General features: G+C 65.6%; 14 protein-coding genes. 9 read left to right on the top strand and 5 right to left on the bottom strand.

Annotated elements, in window-relative coordinates; genetic code table 11:
- The first annotated feature begins 40 nt into the window (after positions 1-40).
- The 3 genes from CIT39_RS03895 to CIT39_RS03885 are packed head-to-tail and all read left to right on the top strand — an operon-like array spanning position 41 to position 3,470.
- The gene (locus CIT39_RS03895; protein WP_094973311.1) at positions 41-1,012 is read left to right on the top strand and encodes an ABC transporter permease; all 972 of its coding nucleotides are present in this window, start codon (positions 41-43) and stop codon (positions 1,010-1,012) included.
- Positions 1,009-1,848 (top strand): ABC transporter permease, encoded by an 840-nt coding sequence (locus tag CIT39_RS03890; protein WP_094973312.1) that lies wholly within the window; start codon positions 1,009-1,011, stop codon positions 1,846-1,848. Before CIT39_RS03895 ends, CIT39_RS03890 begins: the two co-directional genes overlap by 4 nt.
- 2 nt (positions 1,849-1,850) lie before the next feature.
- Complete coding sequence (locus CIT39_RS03885) at positions 1,851-3,470, top strand: ABC transporter ATP-binding protein (protein ID WP_094973313.1); 1,620 nt, start codon at positions 1,851-1,853, stop codon at positions 3,468-3,470.
- Between the two features lie 18 nt (positions 3,471-3,488).
- Here CIT39_RS03885 and CIT39_RS03880 read toward each other — a convergent pair whose 3' ends face one another.
- From CIT39_RS03880 to CIT39_RS03870, 3 genes are all read right to left on the bottom strand, one after another.
- Positions 3,489-3,755, bottom strand: coding sequence for a hypothetical protein (locus CIT39_RS03880; protein WP_094973314.1), 267 nt, complete (start codon positions 3,753-3,755; stop codon positions 3,489-3,491).
- A gap of 99 nt (positions 3,756-3,854) precedes the next feature.
- Complete coding sequence (locus CIT39_RS03875) at positions 3,855-4,139, bottom strand: hypothetical protein (protein ID WP_094973518.1); 285 nt, start codon at positions 4,137-4,139, stop codon at positions 3,855-3,857.
- 114 nt (positions 4,140-4,253) lie between these two features.
- Entirely contained in the window at positions 4,254-4,595 is a 342-nt protein-coding gene (locus CIT39_RS03870; protein ID WP_094973315.1) for a hypothetical protein, read from the bottom strand.
- A gap of 118 nt (positions 4,596-4,713) precedes the next feature.
- Between CIT39_RS03870 and CIT39_RS03865 the strand changes: the two genes are divergently transcribed.
- The 4 genes from CIT39_RS03865 (at position 4,714) to CIT39_RS03850 (ending at position 9,494) form a co-directional block, all read left to right on the top strand.
- Positions 4,714-5,034, top strand: coding sequence for a hypothetical protein (locus CIT39_RS03865; RefSeq protein WP_094973316.1), 321 nt, complete (start codon positions 4,714-4,716; stop codon positions 5,032-5,034).
- 226 nt (positions 5,035-5,260) lie between these two features.
- Positions 5,261-5,986: an outer membrane protein gene (locus tag CIT39_RS03860; protein WP_094973519.1), complete on the top strand. Its 726-nt coding sequence runs from the start codon at positions 5,261-5,263 to the stop codon at positions 5,984-5,986.
- A gap of 164 nt (positions 5,987-6,150) precedes the next feature.
- Entirely contained in the window at positions 6,151-8,301 is a 2,151-nt protein-coding gene (locus CIT39_RS03855; protein ID WP_094973317.1) for a methyl-accepting chemotaxis protein, read from the top strand.
- Between the two features lie 131 nt (positions 8,302-8,432).
- Positions 8,433-9,494, top strand: a complete 1,062-nt coding sequence (locus CIT39_RS03850; protein WP_094973318.1) for an MBL fold metallo-hydrolase — start codon at positions 8,433-8,435, stop codon at positions 9,492-9,494.
- A gap of 39 nt (positions 9,495-9,533) precedes the next feature.
- On the opposite strand, the gene aroQ is transcribed toward CIT39_RS03850, so the two are convergent.
- Positions 9,534-9,965, bottom strand: coding sequence for a type II 3-dehydroquinate dehydratase (gene aroQ / locus CIT39_RS03845; protein WP_094973319.1), 432 nt, complete (start codon positions 9,963-9,965; stop codon positions 9,534-9,536).
- A 338-nt stretch (positions 9,966-10,303) separates the two neighbouring features.
- On the opposite strand from aroQ, the gene hemA reads away from it, so the two are divergent.
- Both hemA and CIT39_RS03835 read left to right on the top strand, forming a co-directional pair.
- A complete protein-coding gene (hemA, locus tag CIT39_RS03840; RefSeq protein WP_094973320.1) occupies positions 10,304-11,533 on the top strand; it encodes a 5-aminolevulinate synthase in 1,230 nt (409 codons plus the stop codon).
- Positions 11,534-11,938: 405 nt separating this feature from the next.
- On the top strand, positions 11,939-15,448 hold the full coding sequence (locus CIT39_RS03835; protein WP_094973520.1) for a PAS domain-containing hybrid sensor histidine kinase/response regulator: 3,510 nt from the start codon (positions 11,939-11,941) through the stop codon (positions 15,446-15,448).
- A 6-nt stretch (positions 15,449-15,454) separates the two neighbouring features.
- On the opposite strand, the gene CIT39_RS03830 is transcribed toward CIT39_RS03835, so the two are convergent.
- On the bottom strand, positions 15,455-16,285 hold the full coding sequence (locus CIT39_RS03830) for an SDR family NAD(P)-dependent oxidoreductase (RefSeq protein ID WP_094973321.1): 831 nt from the start codon (positions 16,283-16,285) through the stop codon (positions 15,455-15,457).
- Between the last annotated feature and the right edge of the window lie 8 nt (positions 16,286-16,293).

The raw sequence follows: 16,293 nt of genomic DNA, 5'->3' as shown, positions 1-16,293 counted from the left end.
TCCGCGGCCGCAGGTCACCCCACCGGTATGACTCTCTAATATGCTCTCCTTCGTCGCTCAACGTGTCGTGAAGGGCGTGATCGTCCTGCTCGCGATCGTCGTCCTCAACTTCTTCCTGATCCGCCTTGCGCCGGGCGACCCGGCGGTCGTCATGGCCGGCGAGGCCGGCGCCAGCGACCAGGTCTTCGTCAAGCAGCTCCGGGAAAAGTTCGGTCTCGACAAGCCGCTGCCCGAGCAGCTCTTCATCTACGTCAAGGGTGTCGTCACCCTCGACCTGGGCTTCTCCTTCCGCCAGCAGGCGCCGGTCGCAAAGCTGATCGGCGAGCGGCTCCCGGCGACGTTGCTGTTGACGCTGACGGCATTCGCGATCTCGCTGATGCTGGGCGTTCTCTTTGGCACCTTCGCCGCGCGCTTCGCCGGAACCTTTCTCGACACCGCCATCACCATCTTTGCACTGATCTTCTACGCCATGCCCCTCTTCTGGGTGGCGTTGATGGGCATCCTGCTATTTTCGGTCACCATGGATTGGCTGCCGAGCTTCGGCTACGAGACAGTCGGCGCCAATCTGACCGGCCTTGCCCACGCGGTCGACGTCGCAAAACACCTGATCATGCCGGCGATGACGCTCGGCCTGTTCTTCATGGCGACCTATACCCGCATGACGCGCGCCTCGATGCTGGAGGTGAAGCGGCTCGACTTCGTCAAGACAGCGCGCGCCAAGGGCCTATCCGACGCCGTGATCCAGCGCCGCCATGTGCTGCGCAACGCGCTGCTGCCCGTCGTGACGCTGGCCGGCGTGCATTCGGGAACGCTGATCGGCGGCGCCGTTATCACCGAGACCGTGTTCGCCTGGCCCGGCATCGGGCGGCTGATGTACGACGCGCTGTTGCAGCGCGACTACAATCTGCTGCTCGGCGTCTTCGTGATCTGCTCGGCCATGGTCCTGATCTTCAACCTCATCACCGACCTCGTCTATCGCCTGGTCGATCCGCGCATCGAATTCGCCTCATGAAACAGTTCTGGAAATCGATGCTGCGTAGCCCGAGCGGCGTCATCGGGCTCATCATCCTGCTGCTCGCGATCTCGGTCGCATTGTTCGGACCGATGCTGTTCCCGAACTCGCCCTGGCGTATGGTGCAGCGGCCGTTCCTGCCGCCGTTCACGCTCTCGACCGTGCCGCTCGGCACCGACGCGCTCGGCCGCGACGTGTTCGCCGGCATGATTTTTGGCGCACGCGTGTCGCTGCTGGTTGGCCTCGTCTCCACGCTGGTCGCGCTGATCGTCGGCGTTCCCATCGGTGCCATGGCCGGGTATTTCGGCGGCAGGGTCGACGACGCCCTGATGCGCTTCACCGAGTTCTTCCAGACCATCCCGAGCTTTGCGCTCGCGATCGTGCTGGTCGCGATCCTGCAGCCCTCGATCTATTCGATCGTGACCTCGATCGCGCTGGTGAGCTGGCCGCCGGTCGCCCGCCTCGTGCGCGGCGAGGTGCTGTCGCTGCGGACGCGCGAATATGTCCAGGCCGCCGTGGTCACCGGCCAGAGCAACACCTGGATCATCATGCGCGAGATCCTGCCCAACGCGCTGTCGCCGGTGATCGTGCTGGCCTCGCTGATGGTGGCGACCGCGATCCTGCTGGAATCCTCGCTGTCGTTCCTCGGCCTCGGCGATCCCAATCTGATTTCCTGGGGCTACATGGTCGGCGCCGGCCGCACCGTGATCCGCCAGGCCTGGTGGATCACGGTGTTTCCCGGCGTCGCCATCCTGATCTCGGTGCTCGGGCTGAACCTGATCGGCGAAGGCCTCAATGACGCGCTCAATCCGCGCCTGTCGCGGGAGGGACGCTGACGATGACCGCTCCGCCCGCCGTCTCCATCAAGAACCTGCGGATCGCGCTGCCTGAGGGCGCCGAGCGTCCATTTGCCGTCGACGGCGTCTCGCTCGATTTGCGGCCCGGCAAGATCGTCTGCGTCGTCGGCGAGTCCGGCTCCGGCAAGTCGATGTGCGCGCATGCGCTGATGGGCCTGCTGCCCGACACGGTGTCCATCGCCTCCGGCGAGATCCAGTTCGAGGGCCGCGACCTGCTCAAGCTCGACGACGACGGCTGGCGCGATCTGCGCGGCCGCCGTTTCGCGATGATCTTCCAGGAGCCGATGACCGCGCTCAATCCGTTGATGCGGATCGGCGACCAGATGGCGGAGATGTTCGAGGCCCATGGCCTGCTGACCCCGAGGGAGCGGCGCGCCAAGGCGCTGGCGCTGGCGCGGGAGGTCGGGCTGCCCGACCCCGAAAGAATCGTGCGCGCCTATCCGCACCAGCTCTCCGGCGGCCAGCGCCAGCGCGCCATGATCGCGATGGCGCTCGCGCTCGAGCCGGCCGTGCTGGTCGCGGACGAGCCGACCACCGCGCTCGACGTCACCACGCAGGCGCAGATCCTCAAGCTGATCCGCAATCTCCAGCAGAGCCGCAACATGGCGGTGATGTTCATCACCCACGATTTCGGCGTGGTCGCCGACATCGCCGACCAGGTCGTGGTGCTCCGCCACGGCAAGGTTGTGGAGGAAGGCCCGGCCGCAACGGTGTTCAACGCGCCACAGCACGACTACACCAAGGCGCTGCTCGCTGCCGTGCCGTCGATGGACCCGCCGGCGCGCGCGCCGCTCGACGACAGGGCCAGGGCGGTCGAGGTGATCGGGCTCGACAAGACCTATGTCACCTCGGGCGGCTGGTTTCGCGAGGATCGCCGCGTCGATGCCGCGCGCGCGGTCAATTTCAACATCCTCAAGGGCGAGACGCTCGGCCTGGTCGGCGAATCCGGCTCGGGCAAATCGTCGGTGGCGCGGCTGGTGATGCGGCTGATCGAGGCCGACCGCGGCACGGTGTGGATCGGCGACACCGAACTCACCTCGCTCTCGGGCAAGGCGCTGCGCGCCGAGCGCCATCGCATCCAGATGATCTTTCAGGATCCGTTCGCCTCGCTCAATCCGCGCCGCAAGGTCGGTCACATCATCGCCGACGGTCCGATCGCGGCCGGCACCGACCCGAAGGTCGCCTTCGACCGCGCCCGCGATCTGCTCAAGATGGTCGGCCTCGATGCCGGCGCGCTCGAGCGCTATCCGCACGAGTTCTCCGGCGGCCAGCGTCAGCGCATCGGCATTGCGCGCGCGCTCGCGCTCGAGCCCGAGATCATCGTCGCGGACGAAGCCGTCTCCGCCCTCGACGTCTCCGTGCAGGCGCAGGTCTTGCGGTTGCTCGAAGATCTCAAGGCGCGACTCGGCCTCTCGATGCTGTTCATCACTCACGACCTTCGCGTCGCCGCCCAGATCTGCGACCGTATCGCGGTGATGCAGCGCGGCGCCGTCGTCGAGCTGAAGCCGACCGCACAGCTGTTCGCATCGCCCGAGCATGCCTATACGCGCGAACTGCTGGCGGCGGTGCCGGGACGGAAAGAGCGCGCGCTGGCCGACTGAAAACCGAGCGGCCGGATCCTACTTGGCGGGAGGATTGGTGTTTCGCCAGGTTGGGACCGAGTTGGTCACGCCGACCGAGGGCCGGTTGTAACTTCCCACCGACGGTGCCGTCGACGTCCCGACGGTCTGTCCCGAGCTTCCGTAAGGCGCGCCCTGCGTTGCCGGCACTCCCGGACTTCCGGTCGTGTTGCTCTGGGTACCCGTGGTTTGCGCACCGGCGGCGAATGGCAATGCCACGGCTCCGGCTGCGGCGAGTATGGCAAGGAAGCGTTTCGTTCTCGTCATGTTTGATCCTTTCGGATGCGCTGCGATCTCTCGTCCGACAACGCCTCGCGGACGAAAATGTGCCCCGGCGGGCCCGGGAGGCGATCCCGGATCACACCTTTATCTCGTCGTGTTGCTCCAGGTGGGCACCGAGTTGGTCACGCCGACCGACGGCCAATTATACGATCCGACCGACGGCGCCGTGACCGTTCCGACCGTCTGTCCTGACGAGCCGTAAGACGCCCTCGGTTGCACCGCGGGCGCTCCGGCACCTCTATAGGTCGGAGCCACCACGCCCGTGCTGTAATGTCGGCTCGACCGTGCCTTCTTCGCTTCAGCCGCGAAGGGCGCTGCAAGCAGCCCGGTCGTGATGAGCGCGGCAATCGCGAATTTGATGCTCGTCATGGCTGATCCCTCGGTCGCTGGGGCCCTCTTGTGCCATGTGTTCATGGATCGGACGATGTCCATAGGCACGAGTTCATATCTCCGTGCGCGGGCGAATGCCGACATTGCCGTTCGTCACCTCCGCTTCGGACGGCAGGCATGACGGCCATGCCGGTCCTTCACGGTTGCGACCGAATGCATCAATTCCCTGAAAGCGGTGATCGCCTTGTCCTCATCGAGCGCGCCGCCGTGATTGGCCTCCAGATGCTCGATCACGGCCAAAAGCGCATCGGCGACCTGCCCGATCTGCTTGCCGTAGCTGCCGACATCCGACAGCACGTCCTTCTCGACATCAGGCGCCGAGGATTGCCCGACCGTGATGTTGACCAGGCCGAACTGGCCGCCGGTTGGGCTGAAGAACGATGGGTAGATGGACTGGACGACATCTCCCGACAGGGGCAGCTTGAACACGGGCATGCAATTTCCCTCGCTGACTTCGACCGGCGAAAAAACACTATCACGATCATGCCGGCCTTCGGATGGACCCGAATCAGCGCTAGGGCATAGCCTCATCGACTTCGCGTCTTGAGGCGACATGACCGGGCCCGAACTGAAGCAACTCCGCGCCGACCTCTCCGATGCCCTGGAGCGGAAGCTCACCGCGGCCGACATGGCAAAGCTCTGCGGATTACCGGAGAAGGGCGGCGGCGACACCATCCGACGCTGGGAGGTGAGCGGCCCGATGCCGGAGGCCACGAAACTGCTGCGCGTGCTTGCGATGGCGAGCGAGCGCTATCCCATCCTGGAGAAGTTCGACATCTTCGATCGCCATGACGTGCGCGAGGAGGATCGCCCTGCAAAGCGCGCGGCGTTCCGCGAGCAGATGCGGGATGAGGCGCGACGGCGTCTTGGTTAACGAAAGACGCGAGATCGTTGCCGGCAGGCTGCGAAGTTAAGCCTTCCTTCACCACTTCTTAAGCCGGCATTAAGCACGAAAATCATTTGCAGCCCAATAAGTTAGGTTGGATGCCGCTGTGCCACGCATGTGACAGCATTTTCGTCAAAAGAGAGCTATCTGCAAAACCAACGAAGGCCGCGGAAAGCGCGCCTGCCGGGGACCTATAGTGTCGGAGTTCAAGACGATGAAGAAGATTCTGTTTGCGACCGTTGCGCTGCTCGTGGTGGGCGCGGCTGCGCCGGCCGTCGGTGCCGATCTCGGCAACCGCAACTATTACAAGTCGCCCGCGCCGGCCTATGCCGCGCCGATCTACAACTGGACCGGCTTCTATGTCGGCGGTCATATCGGCGGCGCGTTCTCCAGCGACAACAATTTCAGCGGCCTCTCCACCGGCAACAACGGCAACGGCCGTTTCCTCGGCGGCGTGCAGGTCGGTGCGGACTGGCAGTTCCACCCGAACTTCCTGGTCGGCGTCGAAGGCCAGTATTCCTGGCTCTCCGGCAGCGTCGGCGCCGTGTTTCCGGGCGGCATCGCCTATACCAACGACCAGCGTGGCCTCGGCTCGATCACCGGCCGCGTCGGCTATACCTGGGGCCCCGGCCTCGTCTACGTGAAGGGCGGCTACGCCTATTCGGACAACAACGAGAAGGTGACCGTCGGCGGCGTGCCGGCCGCCTTCGTCATCACCGGCGATCACCGCAACGGTTACACCGTCGGCGCCGGTCTCGAATACATGTTCGCCCCGAACTGGTCGGCCAAGGCCGAGTACCAGTACTACAATTTCGGCGACGCGAGCTTCACCGGCGGCCCGCTCACGGGCACCGGCAGCTTCACCACCGACGACCACACCATCAAGGCGGGCCTCAACTACCGCTTCAACTGGGCAAGCCCGGCCGTCGCGCGTTACTGATCGGTTACCACGACCTTACCGTGACCGGGGGCCGGCGATTTCGCCGGCCCTTTCTTTTTCGCTCTGCGGAATTGGTGCAACCGTTTGCGGAGATTGCGAATTCTTAACCCGCGGTGCGGATACTGCCGGCCACAACCAGAAGCAAGAATGTTGGGGGAATTTCGATGGCGATCCGTCTGGGACTTGGCCGCTTGGGCCGTTTTCTGCCTCGCTTCAAGCTGCCGGCCTGGGGCGTGCGTGGCAGCCTGTTCGCGGCCTTTGCGGTGGTCGCGGGCATGGGCCTCGTGATCGCGGCTGGCGCCGGCCTGGCGCTGCAGAATCTCGGCGGACGGATGACCGAACTGAGCGGACGGGACATTCCGCGCCTTGCCGCCAGCCTGCAATTGTCGGCACTGAGTGCGAGCCTTGCGGCACAGGGACCGGCCCTGCTCGCGGCGCAAAACGAGGAAGCCCTGAACGAGCGTACCAAGAAGCTCAAGGAATTGCAGGAGCAGACCCAGCAGAAGTTGACCGAGATCATCCAGCTCGGCGGTGATAAGACCGTCGTCGCCGGCCTCAGCGAAACGATGAAGAGCATCAACGAAGCGGCCCAGAGCCTGGCCAAGGCCGCCCGCGAACGGCTGGACATTGCCGCCCTTCACGACAAGCAATATGACGCGCTCCGCAACGCGCAAGGCGCCTTCGTCGGCGCGGCCAGCCCGGCCATGCTGGACGCCCAGACCCGGGTCAATGCCATTCTCGGCTCGGCCGACCTGTCCGCCGCGGATGCCAACGACGCCGCGCAGACCGTCGGCCAGCTCGGCAACGTCGTCGCCAGCGGCAATCTCGCCGCCGCCGACATGAGCGCGGCGCTGTCGGCCAACACCAGCGACAAGCTCGACGACATCCAGAAGGAATTCAAGACGGCCCAGGGCCGCCTGCGCTCCAACCTCGATCTGCTGCCCGACAACCAGGGCAACAAGATGCTGCGCGAGACGGCGGAGAAACTGCTCGCGCTCGGCACCGGCAAGACCGGCGTGTTCAACCTGCGTGAGAAGGAGCTCGACTCGGTCGACTACGGCCAGACCATCCTGGACGAGACCCGCAAGCTCAATGTCGGCCTCGGCATCAGCGTGCAGCAGCTCGTCGACGGCGTGCAGAAGGAGACCAACGCCTCGACCTCTCAGGCGCAGCAGGAGACCTCGCTCGCGACGACCGTGATGCTGGCGCTGGGGGCCTTGATGCTGGTCGGCTCGGCGCTGTTCGTCTGGCTCTATGTGGGCCGCAACATCCTGCGCCGCATCCGTGAGCTTCAGCACGCCATGCAGCTGCTCTCGGCCGGCGACCTCGACACCGAGATCGTCCGCTCCCGGCAGAACGACGAGATCGGCGTGATGAAGGAAACGCTGACCGTGTTCCGCGACAGCATGATCGAAGCCCGGGCGCTCGCCGGCGAGCAGGAGAAGGACCGGATCGCCAAGGCGGAGCGGGCCGCGCGCATGGAAGCCAGGATCGCCGAATTCGAAAACACGGTGCGCTCGGCGCTCGAGAATCTGGCGCAGTCGGCCAATTCGATGCAGTCGACCGCGCAGAGCATGTCGACCACCGCCGACCAGTCCAACGCGCTGGTCAACGCGGTCGCCTCCGCCGCCGAGGAGACCTCGGTCAACGTGCAGACCGTATCGTCGGGCACCGAGCAGCTGTCGTCCTCGATCGAGGAAATCAGCAAGCAGGTCGTGACCTCTGCCGCGATCGCCAAGAAGGCGGTCGACGAGGCGGGGGCGACCGACGCCACGGTGCAGAGCCTCGCAGACAGCGCGAGCCGCATCAGCGTCGTGGTCGACCTGATCCAGACCATCGCCTCGCAGACCAACCTGCTCGCGCTCAACGCCACCATCGAGGCGGCGCGTGCGGGCGAAGCCGGCCGCGGCTTCGCGGTGGTCGCCTCCGAGGTGAAGAGCCTCGCCAGCCAGACCGCCAAGGCGACGGAAGAGATCCGCGCCCAGATCGCCAGCATGCAGAACATCACGACCTCGGCTGTCGGCGCCATCCAGGGCATCGGCCGGATCATCGGCGAGATCGACGACGTGACCACGACCATCGCGGCCGCGGTCGAGGAGCAGGGCGCGGCCACCCGCGAAATCGCCCGCAACATCCAGCACGCGGCCGGCGGCACCAGCGAAGTCTCCAGCAACATCGTCGGCGTCTCCACCGCATCCGCCGAAGCCGGTGCCGCGGCGAACGAAGTGCTGGGCGCCTCCGACGCACTCCGGCGCGAAGCCGACATGCTGCGCGGAGAGATCGACGCGTTCCTCAACAACATGCGGGCGGCGTAAGCCGTTCGTCGGTAGCCCGGATGGCAGCGTAATCCGGGCTACGGAAAACTGCCCGGAATGACCGCCATGCGGGCGGGCCGCCTAGCCTTTTTCGGCTGGCGCCCCGGTCGCACTGGGTTTAAGCCGATAGCATGAACGCGAAAACCGACACCGCGCAGTCCTCGGCCGAGGCCCTGCGCTATCCCTGGGAACAGCATCCCGGCCACGACGAGGTCGTCGAGGTCAGGCCCGGCGTGTTGTGGGCGCGGCTGAAGCTGCCGTTCCGCCTCAACCACGTGAACATCTACCTGGTCGCCGACGGCGACGGCTATGCGATGGTGGATACCGGCTTCGGCAACGAGGAGACGATCGAGGCCTGGACCAAGCTGTTCGACGGACCGCTGAAGGGCGTCCACATCACGCGCCTGATCGTCACCCACTCCCATCCCGACCATGTCGGCCTTGCAGGCTGGGTGGTCGAGCGGTTCAGCTGCCCGCTGGTGATGTCGCAGGTCGAGTATCTGCAATCGGTCTATCACCAGAACCGCGGCACCGCGGAGCGGCAGGAAGCGCAGCGGCTGTTCTTCCGCCGCCACGGCATGGACGAGTCGCTCACCGAAAAGCTGCTGGGCCGCGGCCAGGATTATCTCAAGCGCGTTTCGGTGCTGCCGCCCTCCTACCGCCGCATCTCGCACGGCGAGGACGTCGTGATCGGAACGCGCCGCTTCAAGGTGATCACGGGCGGCGGCCACGCGCTCGACCAGGTGATGCTGTATTGCGCCGACGACAAGCTGTTCCTCGCCGCCGACCAGGTGCTGAGCAAGATCTCGCCCAATGTCAGCGTCTGGGCGGTCGAGCCCGACCAGAACTCGCTCGGCGAATATTTGGCCTCGCTCGCCAGCCTCACCACGACGCTGCCCTATGACGTGCTGGTGCTGCCCGGCCACGGCGTGCCGTTCTACGGATTGAAGACCCGCATCAAGCAGCTCGCCGACCACCATGAAGAGCGCTGCCGCCTGATCGCGGAAGCCTGCCGCGAGGTGCCGCAGACCTCGCGCGCCCTGGTGCCCGTCGTGTTCAACAAGCACGTGCTCGACGAGCACCAGATGGGCTTTGCCGCCGGCGAACTGGTCGCCCACGTCAACTACATGATCGTCGAGGGCCGGCTGACGGCGGAGACGAAGGACGGCGTGCTGCAGTTCAAGACGACGTGATGTCTCCTCCTCTCGCGCAAGCGGGGCGAGGGAGCAGACTCACTTCATGTTCGCAATCGCGTGCAGCGCCGCGATGTAGCCGAACGGGCCCAGCCCACAAATCACCCCGGTCGCCACGAACGAGATCTTCGAGTGCCGATGATATTCGTCGCGGGCGTGGATGTTGGAGATGTGGACTTCCAGCACCGGACCTTCGAACGTCTTGATCGCGTCCATGATCGAGACCGAGGTGAAGGAGAGGCCCGCCGGATTGATGACGATCGCATCGGCGTCCTGCCGCGCCGACTGGATCAGGTCGACCAGCACGCCTTCATGGTTGGATTGGTGGAAGGCGAGCTGGAGCCCGAGCGGTGCGGCAGCCGCCTCGCAGCCCGCGTTGACCTCGGCGAGTGTCGTGGTGCCGTAGATGTGCGGCTCGCGGATGCCGAGCATGTTGAGATTGGGACCGTTGAGGATCATCACGCGCTTCATGGAAGGGTCCTTTCGAAGACCTGGTTGAGCATGCTCTCCGGGCAAATGGCGCATGCGCTGCGAAATTCGGATCGATCGGGCCGGCAGCAGCGTCAAGGAAAGCGCGTGCCGGGCCGCCAAGGAAGACCGAGCTGGCCAGAATCCGCCCCCCCGCGGATGCTGCAGAGCAACATCATATGTTGCGCAAACTTGATCGGGATCAAATTTCAAATCGCACGATAGGGCATTTTGCCCAAATGCTCCTCACGGCCAAATGTGGGATAGCGCATAGACATTGGAGCTGGAAAAGCTCTAAGAAGATGCGGCCCTCTTGGTCAGTTCCGTCTTAGGTTTCGCCGATGGATTACAACCAGTTCTTCGATTCCGCCCTCGATCGTCTCCACGCCGAGCGCCGCTACCGGGTGTTCGCCGACCTCGAGCGCACGGCCGGCCGATTCCCGCACGCGGTCTGGCACTCGCCCAGGGGCAAGAGCGACGTCGTGATCTGGTGCTCCAACGATTATCTCGGCATGGGCCAGCACCCGAAAGTGGTTGGCGCCATGGTCGAGACCGCGACGCGCGTCGGCACCGGTGCCGGCGGCACCCGCAACATCGCCGGCACGCATCATCCGCTGGTCCAGCTCGAAGCCGAACTCGCCGACCTCCACGGCAAGGAAGCCGCGCTGCTGTTCACCTCGGGCTATGTCTCGAACCAGACCGGCATCCCGACCATCGCAAAACTCCTTCCGAACTGCCTCATCCTCTCGGACGAGCTCAACCACAATTCGATGATCGAAGGCATCCGCCAGTCCGGCTGCGAGCGGGTCGTGTTCCGCCACAACGATGTTGCGCATCTGGAGGAGCTGTTGAAAGCGGCCGACCCGAAGCGGCCGAAGCTGATCGTCTGCGAAAGCCTCTATTCCATGGACGGTGACGTCGCTCCGCTCGCCAGGATCTGCGATCTCGCCGAGAAGTACGACGCGATGACCTATGTCGACGAGGTCCACGCGGTCGGCATGTACGGCCCGCGCGGTGGCGGCATCGCCGAGCGTGACGGCGTCATGCATCGCATCGACATCCTCGAAGGCACGCTGGCGAAAGCGTTCGGCTGCCTCGGCGGCTACATCGCCGCCAACGGCCAGATCATCGACGCCGTGCGTTCCTATGCGCCGGGCTTCATCTTCACCACCGCGCTGCCGCCGGCGATCTGTTCGGCCGCGACCGCCGCGATCAAGCATCTGAAGACCTCAAGCTGGGAGCGCGAGCGCCACCAGGACCGTGCCGCCCGCGTCAAGGCGATCCTCAACGCCGCCGGCCTGCCTGTGATGTCGAGCGACACCCACATCGTACCGCTGTTCATCGGCGATGCCGAGAAGTGTAAACAGGCGTCCGACCTGCTGCTCGAGCAGCACGGCATCTACATCCAGCCGATCAACTATCCGACGGTCGCCAAGGGCAGCGAGCGGCTGCGCATCACGCCCTCGCCCTATCACGACGACGGCCTGATCGATCAGCTCGCCGAAGCCCTGCTGCAAGTGTGGGACCGTCTCGGCCTGCCGCTGCGCGCAAAGTCGATGGCGGCGGAATAGGCTTTCGCCTCTCCGAACTCACTTCTAGCGTCCCACACCAGGGCTATGGCAGATGGCGCTTGGCACGACCTGAGCGCGCGCCTCGTCCTTCGAGACGACCGCTTCGCGGTCTCCTCAAGATGAGGCAAAGCAGCATAGGTGCTCGCGGAAACTCGCGCCGCGCACCCGGTCCTCATCCTGAGGGCCCGCCAACGGCGGGCGTCTCGAAGGATGGCCACCGGCGAAATGGCTCCCATAAGCGATAGCCCTGCGTCCCGCACAGGGACTCTCTCCGAACTTAACGACAACCCCGGATCCCGCCCCTTTCCCGGCATTTCGCTGTCGCCTCGCCCAGCCCAACGCGCTAGATTTGCAGCGAAAATGAACTCGGGCGCGGTCGGCGCCCAGGGAGAAGCGCACCTCGCCATGCTGCACGACTGGGGCGTGATCGCCGCCGCCTTCGGCTATATCGGCTTCCTGTTCCTGGTGGCGAGCCATGGCGACCGCCGCTCGCCGGCCGGGCGCGGCCGTGCCTCCGGGCTGATCTATCCGCTCTCGCTGGCGATCTACTGCACCTCCTGGACCTTCTTCGGCTCGGTCGGCTTCGCCACCCGCACCTCGACCGACTTCCTCGCCATCTATGTCGGCCCGATCCTGATGATCGGCCTCGGCGCCGGCGTGCTCCGCCGCGTGATCGAGCTGGCGAAAGCCAACAACATCACCTCGATCGCCGACTTCATAGGGGCCCGCTACGGCAAGAGCCAGGCGGTGGCGGCGACCGTGGCGCTGATCGCGATCATCGGCTCGGTGCCCTACATCGCGCTGCAGCTCAAGGCGGTCGCCTCGTCGCTCGAAACGATCCTGAGCGAAGACCAGGCCTTCTCCCACATCCCGATCGTCGGCGACGTCGCGCTGATGGTGACGCTGGCGATGGCGGCCTTCGCCGTGCTGTTCGGCACCCGGCAGACCGACGCCACCGAGCACCAGCACGGATTGATGCTGGCGGTGGCGACCGAATCCATCATCAAGCTGGTCGCTTTCCTCGCCGCCGGCATCTTCGTCACCTTCTGGATGTTCTCGCCGCACGAACTGATCGAGCGCGCCATGAAGACGCCGGAGGCGGTGCGCGCCATCAATTATTCGCCGTCGATCGGCAACTTCCTCACCATGACGTTACTGTCGCTCTGCGCGATCATGCTGCTGCCGCGCCAGTTCCACGTCAGTGTGGTCGAGAACTCCTCGGATGCCGAGGTCGGCCGCGCGCGCTGGCTGTTCCCACTCTACCTCGTCGCCATCAACCTGTTCGTGATCCCGATCGCGCTCGCCGGCCTCGTGACCTTCCCGTTCGGCGCCGCCGACCCCGACATGTACGTGCTGGCGCTGCCGATGGAGGGCGGTGCGGGGCTTCTCAGCGTCGCCATTTTCGTCGGCGGCCTCTCGGCGGCGACCGCGATGGTGATCGTCGAATGCGTCGCGCTCTCCATCATGGTCTCGAACGATCTCGTGGTGCCGCTGGTGCTGAAGCGGCGGCCGGAAGGGCGCACCGGCGGCGCCGATTTCAGCGACTTCCTGCTGCGCTCGCGGCGGCTCGCGATCTTCGCGATCATGGTGATGGCCTATTTCTACTACCGCGCGCTCGGCAATACCCAGCTCGCGGCGATCGGCCTGCTCTCCTTTGCTGCGATCGCCCAGCTTGCACCGAGCTTCTTCGGCGGACTGCTGTGGCGGCGCGCGACGGCGCGCGGCGCGATCGGCGGCATGCTGGTCGGCTTCGTCGTGTGGCTCTACACGCTGTTCATCCCGAGCTTCATGGACACCTCGACATCGGGCATCCTGCTGCTGCAGCACGGCCCGTTCGGGATCGAGGCGCTGCGGCCGCAGGCGCTGTTCGGCGCCGATCTGCCGCCGCTGATGCACGGCGTGATCTGGTCGCTGTCGCTCAACATCCTGACCTATGTACTGCTGTCGCTGGCACGCAGGCCGTCGTCCATCGAGCTGTTGCAGGCAGATCTGTTCGTGCCCAATACGCTCGCACCGATCTCGCCGAGTTTCCGCCGCTGGCGCACCACCGTCACCGTGCAGGACATCCAGACCACGGTGGCGCAATATCTCGGGCCCGACCGCGCCCGGCATTCCTTCGAGGCATTCTCCGCGCGGCGCAACGTTCGTCTGGAGGCGGGAGCGCCCGCGGATTTCGAGCTGTTGCAGCATGCCGAGCATTTGATCGCTTCCTCGATCGGCGCTGCCTCCTCGCGCCTCGTGATGTCGCTGTTGCTGCGCAAGCGCACGGTCTCGGCGAAGGCCGCGCTCAAACTGCTCGACGACTCGCACGCGGCCCTGCATTTCAACCGCGAGATCCTGCAGACCGCGCTCAACCACGTGCGCCAGGGCATCGCCGTGTTCGATGCCGACCTGCAGCTGATCTGCTCCAACCGGCAGTTCGGCGATCTCCTCAACGTGCCCCCGCACATCGTCCAGTTCGGCACGCCCTTGCGCGAGATACTGGAATTCATCGGCGTGAGCGATCCGGACGACCCGGTCGAGCGCGAGGCCATGCTGGAGCGGCGTCTCGCCGCCTACACCACCGACAGCGAGCCATATCTGGAACGCCTGCCGGAACGCCACATGGTGATCGAGGTGCTCACCAACCGCATGCCCGGTAGCGGCTTCGTCATCACCTTTACCGATGTCACGCCGACCTTCGAGGCGGCGGAAGCGCTGGAGCGCGCCAACGCGACGCTGGAAAAGCGGGTGCGCGACCGCACCGAGGAACTGACGCGGCTGAACTCCGAGCTGGCATTGGCCAAGAGCGCGGCGGAAGACGCCAGCATCTCCAAGACACGCTTCCTTGCGGCGGCCAGCCACGACATTCTCCAGCCGCTGAACGCGGCGCGGCTCTATGTCACGAGTCTGGTCGAGCGCCAGCACAGCGGCGAGGAGACGCGGCTGGTCGAGAACATCGACGAATCGCTGCAGGCGATCGAGGAAATCCTCGGCGCGCTGCTCGACATCTCGCGGCTGGATGCCGGCGCGATGGCGACCTCGATCTCGAGCTTCAAGATGGCCGATCTGATGCGCTCGCTGGAAATCGAGTTCGCGCCGAGCGCACGCGCCAAGAATCTGGAGCTCGCCTTCGTGCCCTGCTCGCTGCCGGTCGAGTCCGATCGGCTGCTACTGCGGCGCCTGCTTCAGAACTTGATCTCGAACGCGATCAAATATACCCCGCGCGGCCGTGTGCTGGTCGGCTGCCGCCGCCAGGGTCCCTCGCTTAAGATCTGCGTCTACGACACTGGCGTCGGCATCCCCTTGGTCAAGCGCGGCGAGATCTTCAAGGAATTCCACCGCCTCGAGCAGGGCGCGCGGATCGCGCGCGGGCTGGGACTCGGCCTGTCGATCGTCGAACGGCTGGCGCGCGTGCTCAAGCACGGCATCGCCATCGACGGCAATAAAAGCGGCGGCTCGGTGTTCTCCGTGACGGTGCCGACGGCGAAAGCGATCACCCACACCGCGGCCGTGACCAGCGCGACGCCGCTGGTGCGCACGCCGATCTCGGGCGCCCTGATCGTCTGTATCGAGAACGACGCGGCGATCCTCGACGGCATGCGCACGCTGCTGAAGGCCTGGGACGCCGAGGTGATCGCGGTCGCCGATCCCCAAGGCGCGATCGCCGCCATCGAAACGGCGGGACGGCGCGTCACCGGCCTCCTGGTCGACTATCATCTCGACCGCGGCAACGGCATCGCCGCTATCCGCGAGATCCGCCGCCGTTTCGGCGACGCCATCCCTGCGATCCTGATCACGGCCGACCGCAGCCCCGCCGTGCAGGTGGCTGCCCGCGAGGAGAAGGTCGCGGTACTCAACAAGCCGGTCAAGCCAGCCTCGCTCCGCGCACTGCTCGGTCAGTGGCGTACGCAGCAGATGGTGGCGGCGGAGTGAACGCCTTCAGTAGTCCGTCGACACGCTGAGTGCGCGCCAGCTCTCGAGCTCTTCGAGGCGTTGCCGGTCAGTCGCGGAGATGGCGTTGACGGCATCGCTGCCCAGCGCGATGCGCAAGGGTGGTCGATCCATCTCGACGAGTTTCAGGAGAACTGCTGCCGCCTTCGCTGGATCGCCGGGCTGACGGCCGTCGTAGTCTCGCTGCATCCTGACGGCGGCTCCGACGACGACATCATACTCTGCACGCCCCTCTCCGGTCGCGTGCGCGGTCTGCGCGAAGCCGGTCCTGAAGCCGCCGGGCTCGACAATCGTCACGTGCACGCCAATCAGCGCCATCTCGCGCGCCAGCGACTCCGAGAAGCCTTCGACGCCCCATTTCGCCGCGGAATAGGCGGCACGGGCGGGAGCACCAATCCGTCCGCCGACGGACGAGACCTGCACGATATGGCCGCGGCGCTGACGACGCAGTACGGGGATCGCCGCCTTGGTGACGATGATGGTGCCGATCAGATTGACCTCGATCTGCTGCCGAAAGGACGCCAGTCCGGTGTCCTCGACCGATCCGAGCTCGCCGTAACCGGCGTTGTTCACGACCACATCGATGTCGCCATATGCCTCCACGGCGAGACCGATCGCGGCCTGCGCAGCGGCATCATCGGTCACGTCGAGTTTTGCCAGCCGCAATCGCTCCCCGAAACGTTCACGCAAGGGTTCGAGCGGAACTGTGTCGCGCGCGGAAGCGACAACACGATTCCCCGCCGCGAGCGCGGCTTCCGTGAGCGCGCGGCCGAGTCCGCGCGAGCTGCCGCTGATGAACCAGGTCTTCGACGCTGTCATTTCGGGGC

Source organism: Bradyrhizobium symbiodeficiens (assembly GCF_002266465.3).
Lineage (GTDB): Bacteria > Pseudomonadota > Alphaproteobacteria > Rhizobiales > Xanthobacteraceae > Bradyrhizobium > Bradyrhizobium symbiodeficiens.
The sequence above is the reverse complement of the archived record's forward strand: the minus strand, read 5'-3'. Positions and strand labels throughout refer to the sequence as shown.

What these genes read in the sequence shown, in the direction of transcription:
- CIT39_RS03895 (WP_094973311.1), top strand. Translation starts at nt 41, where the DNA reads ATGCTCTCCTTCGTCGCTCAACGTGTCGTGAAGGGCGTGATCGTCCTG.
- CIT39_RS03890 (WP_094973312.1), top strand. Translation starts at nt 1,009, where the DNA reads ATGAAACAGTTCTGGAAATCGATGCTGCGTAGCCCGAGCGGCGTCATC.
- CIT39_RS03885 (WP_094973313.1), top strand. Translation starts at nt 1,851, where the DNA reads ATGACCGCTCCGCCCGCCGTCTCCATCAAGAACCTGCGGATCGCGCTG.
- CIT39_RS03880 (WP_094973314.1), bottom strand. Translation starts at nt 3,755, where the DNA reads ATGACGAGAACGAAACGCTTCCTTGCCATACTCGCCGCAGCCGGAGCC.
- CIT39_RS03875 (WP_094973518.1), bottom strand. Translation starts at nt 4,139, where the DNA reads ATGACGAGCATCAAATTCGCGATTGCCGCGCTCATCACGACCGGGCTG.
- CIT39_RS03870 (WP_094973315.1), bottom strand. Translation starts at nt 4,595, where the DNA reads ATGCCCGTGTTCAAGCTGCCCCTGTCGGGAGATGTCGTCCAGTCCATC.
- CIT39_RS03865 (WP_094973316.1), top strand. Translation starts at nt 4,714, where the DNA reads ATGACCGGGCCCGAACTGAAGCAACTCCGCGCCGACCTCTCCGATGCC.
- CIT39_RS03860 (WP_094973519.1), top strand. Translation starts at nt 5,261, where the DNA reads ATGAAGAAGATTCTGTTTGCGACCGTTGCGCTGCTCGTGGTGGGCGCG.
- CIT39_RS03855 (WP_094973317.1), top strand. Translation starts at nt 6,151, where the DNA reads ATGGCGATCCGTCTGGGACTTGGCCGCTTGGGCCGTTTTCTGCCTCGC.
- CIT39_RS03850 (WP_094973318.1), top strand. Translation starts at nt 8,433, where the DNA reads ATGAACGCGAAAACCGACACCGCGCAGTCCTCGGCCGAGGCCCTGCGC.
- aroQ (WP_094973319.1), bottom strand. Translation starts at nt 9,965, where the DNA reads ATGAAGCGCGTGATGATCCTCAACGGTCCCAATCTCAACATGCTCGGC.
- hemA (WP_094973320.1), top strand. Translation starts at nt 10,304, where the DNA reads ATGGATTACAACCAGTTCTTCGATTCCGCCCTCGATCGTCTCCACGCC.
- CIT39_RS03835 (WP_094973520.1), top strand. Translation starts at nt 11,939, where the DNA reads ATGCTGCACGACTGGGGCGTGATCGCCGCCGCCTTCGGCTATATCGGC.
- CIT39_RS03830 (WP_094973321.1), bottom strand. Translation starts at nt 16,285, where the DNA reads ATGACAGCGTCGAAGACCTGGTTCATCAGCGGCAGCTCGCGCGGACTC.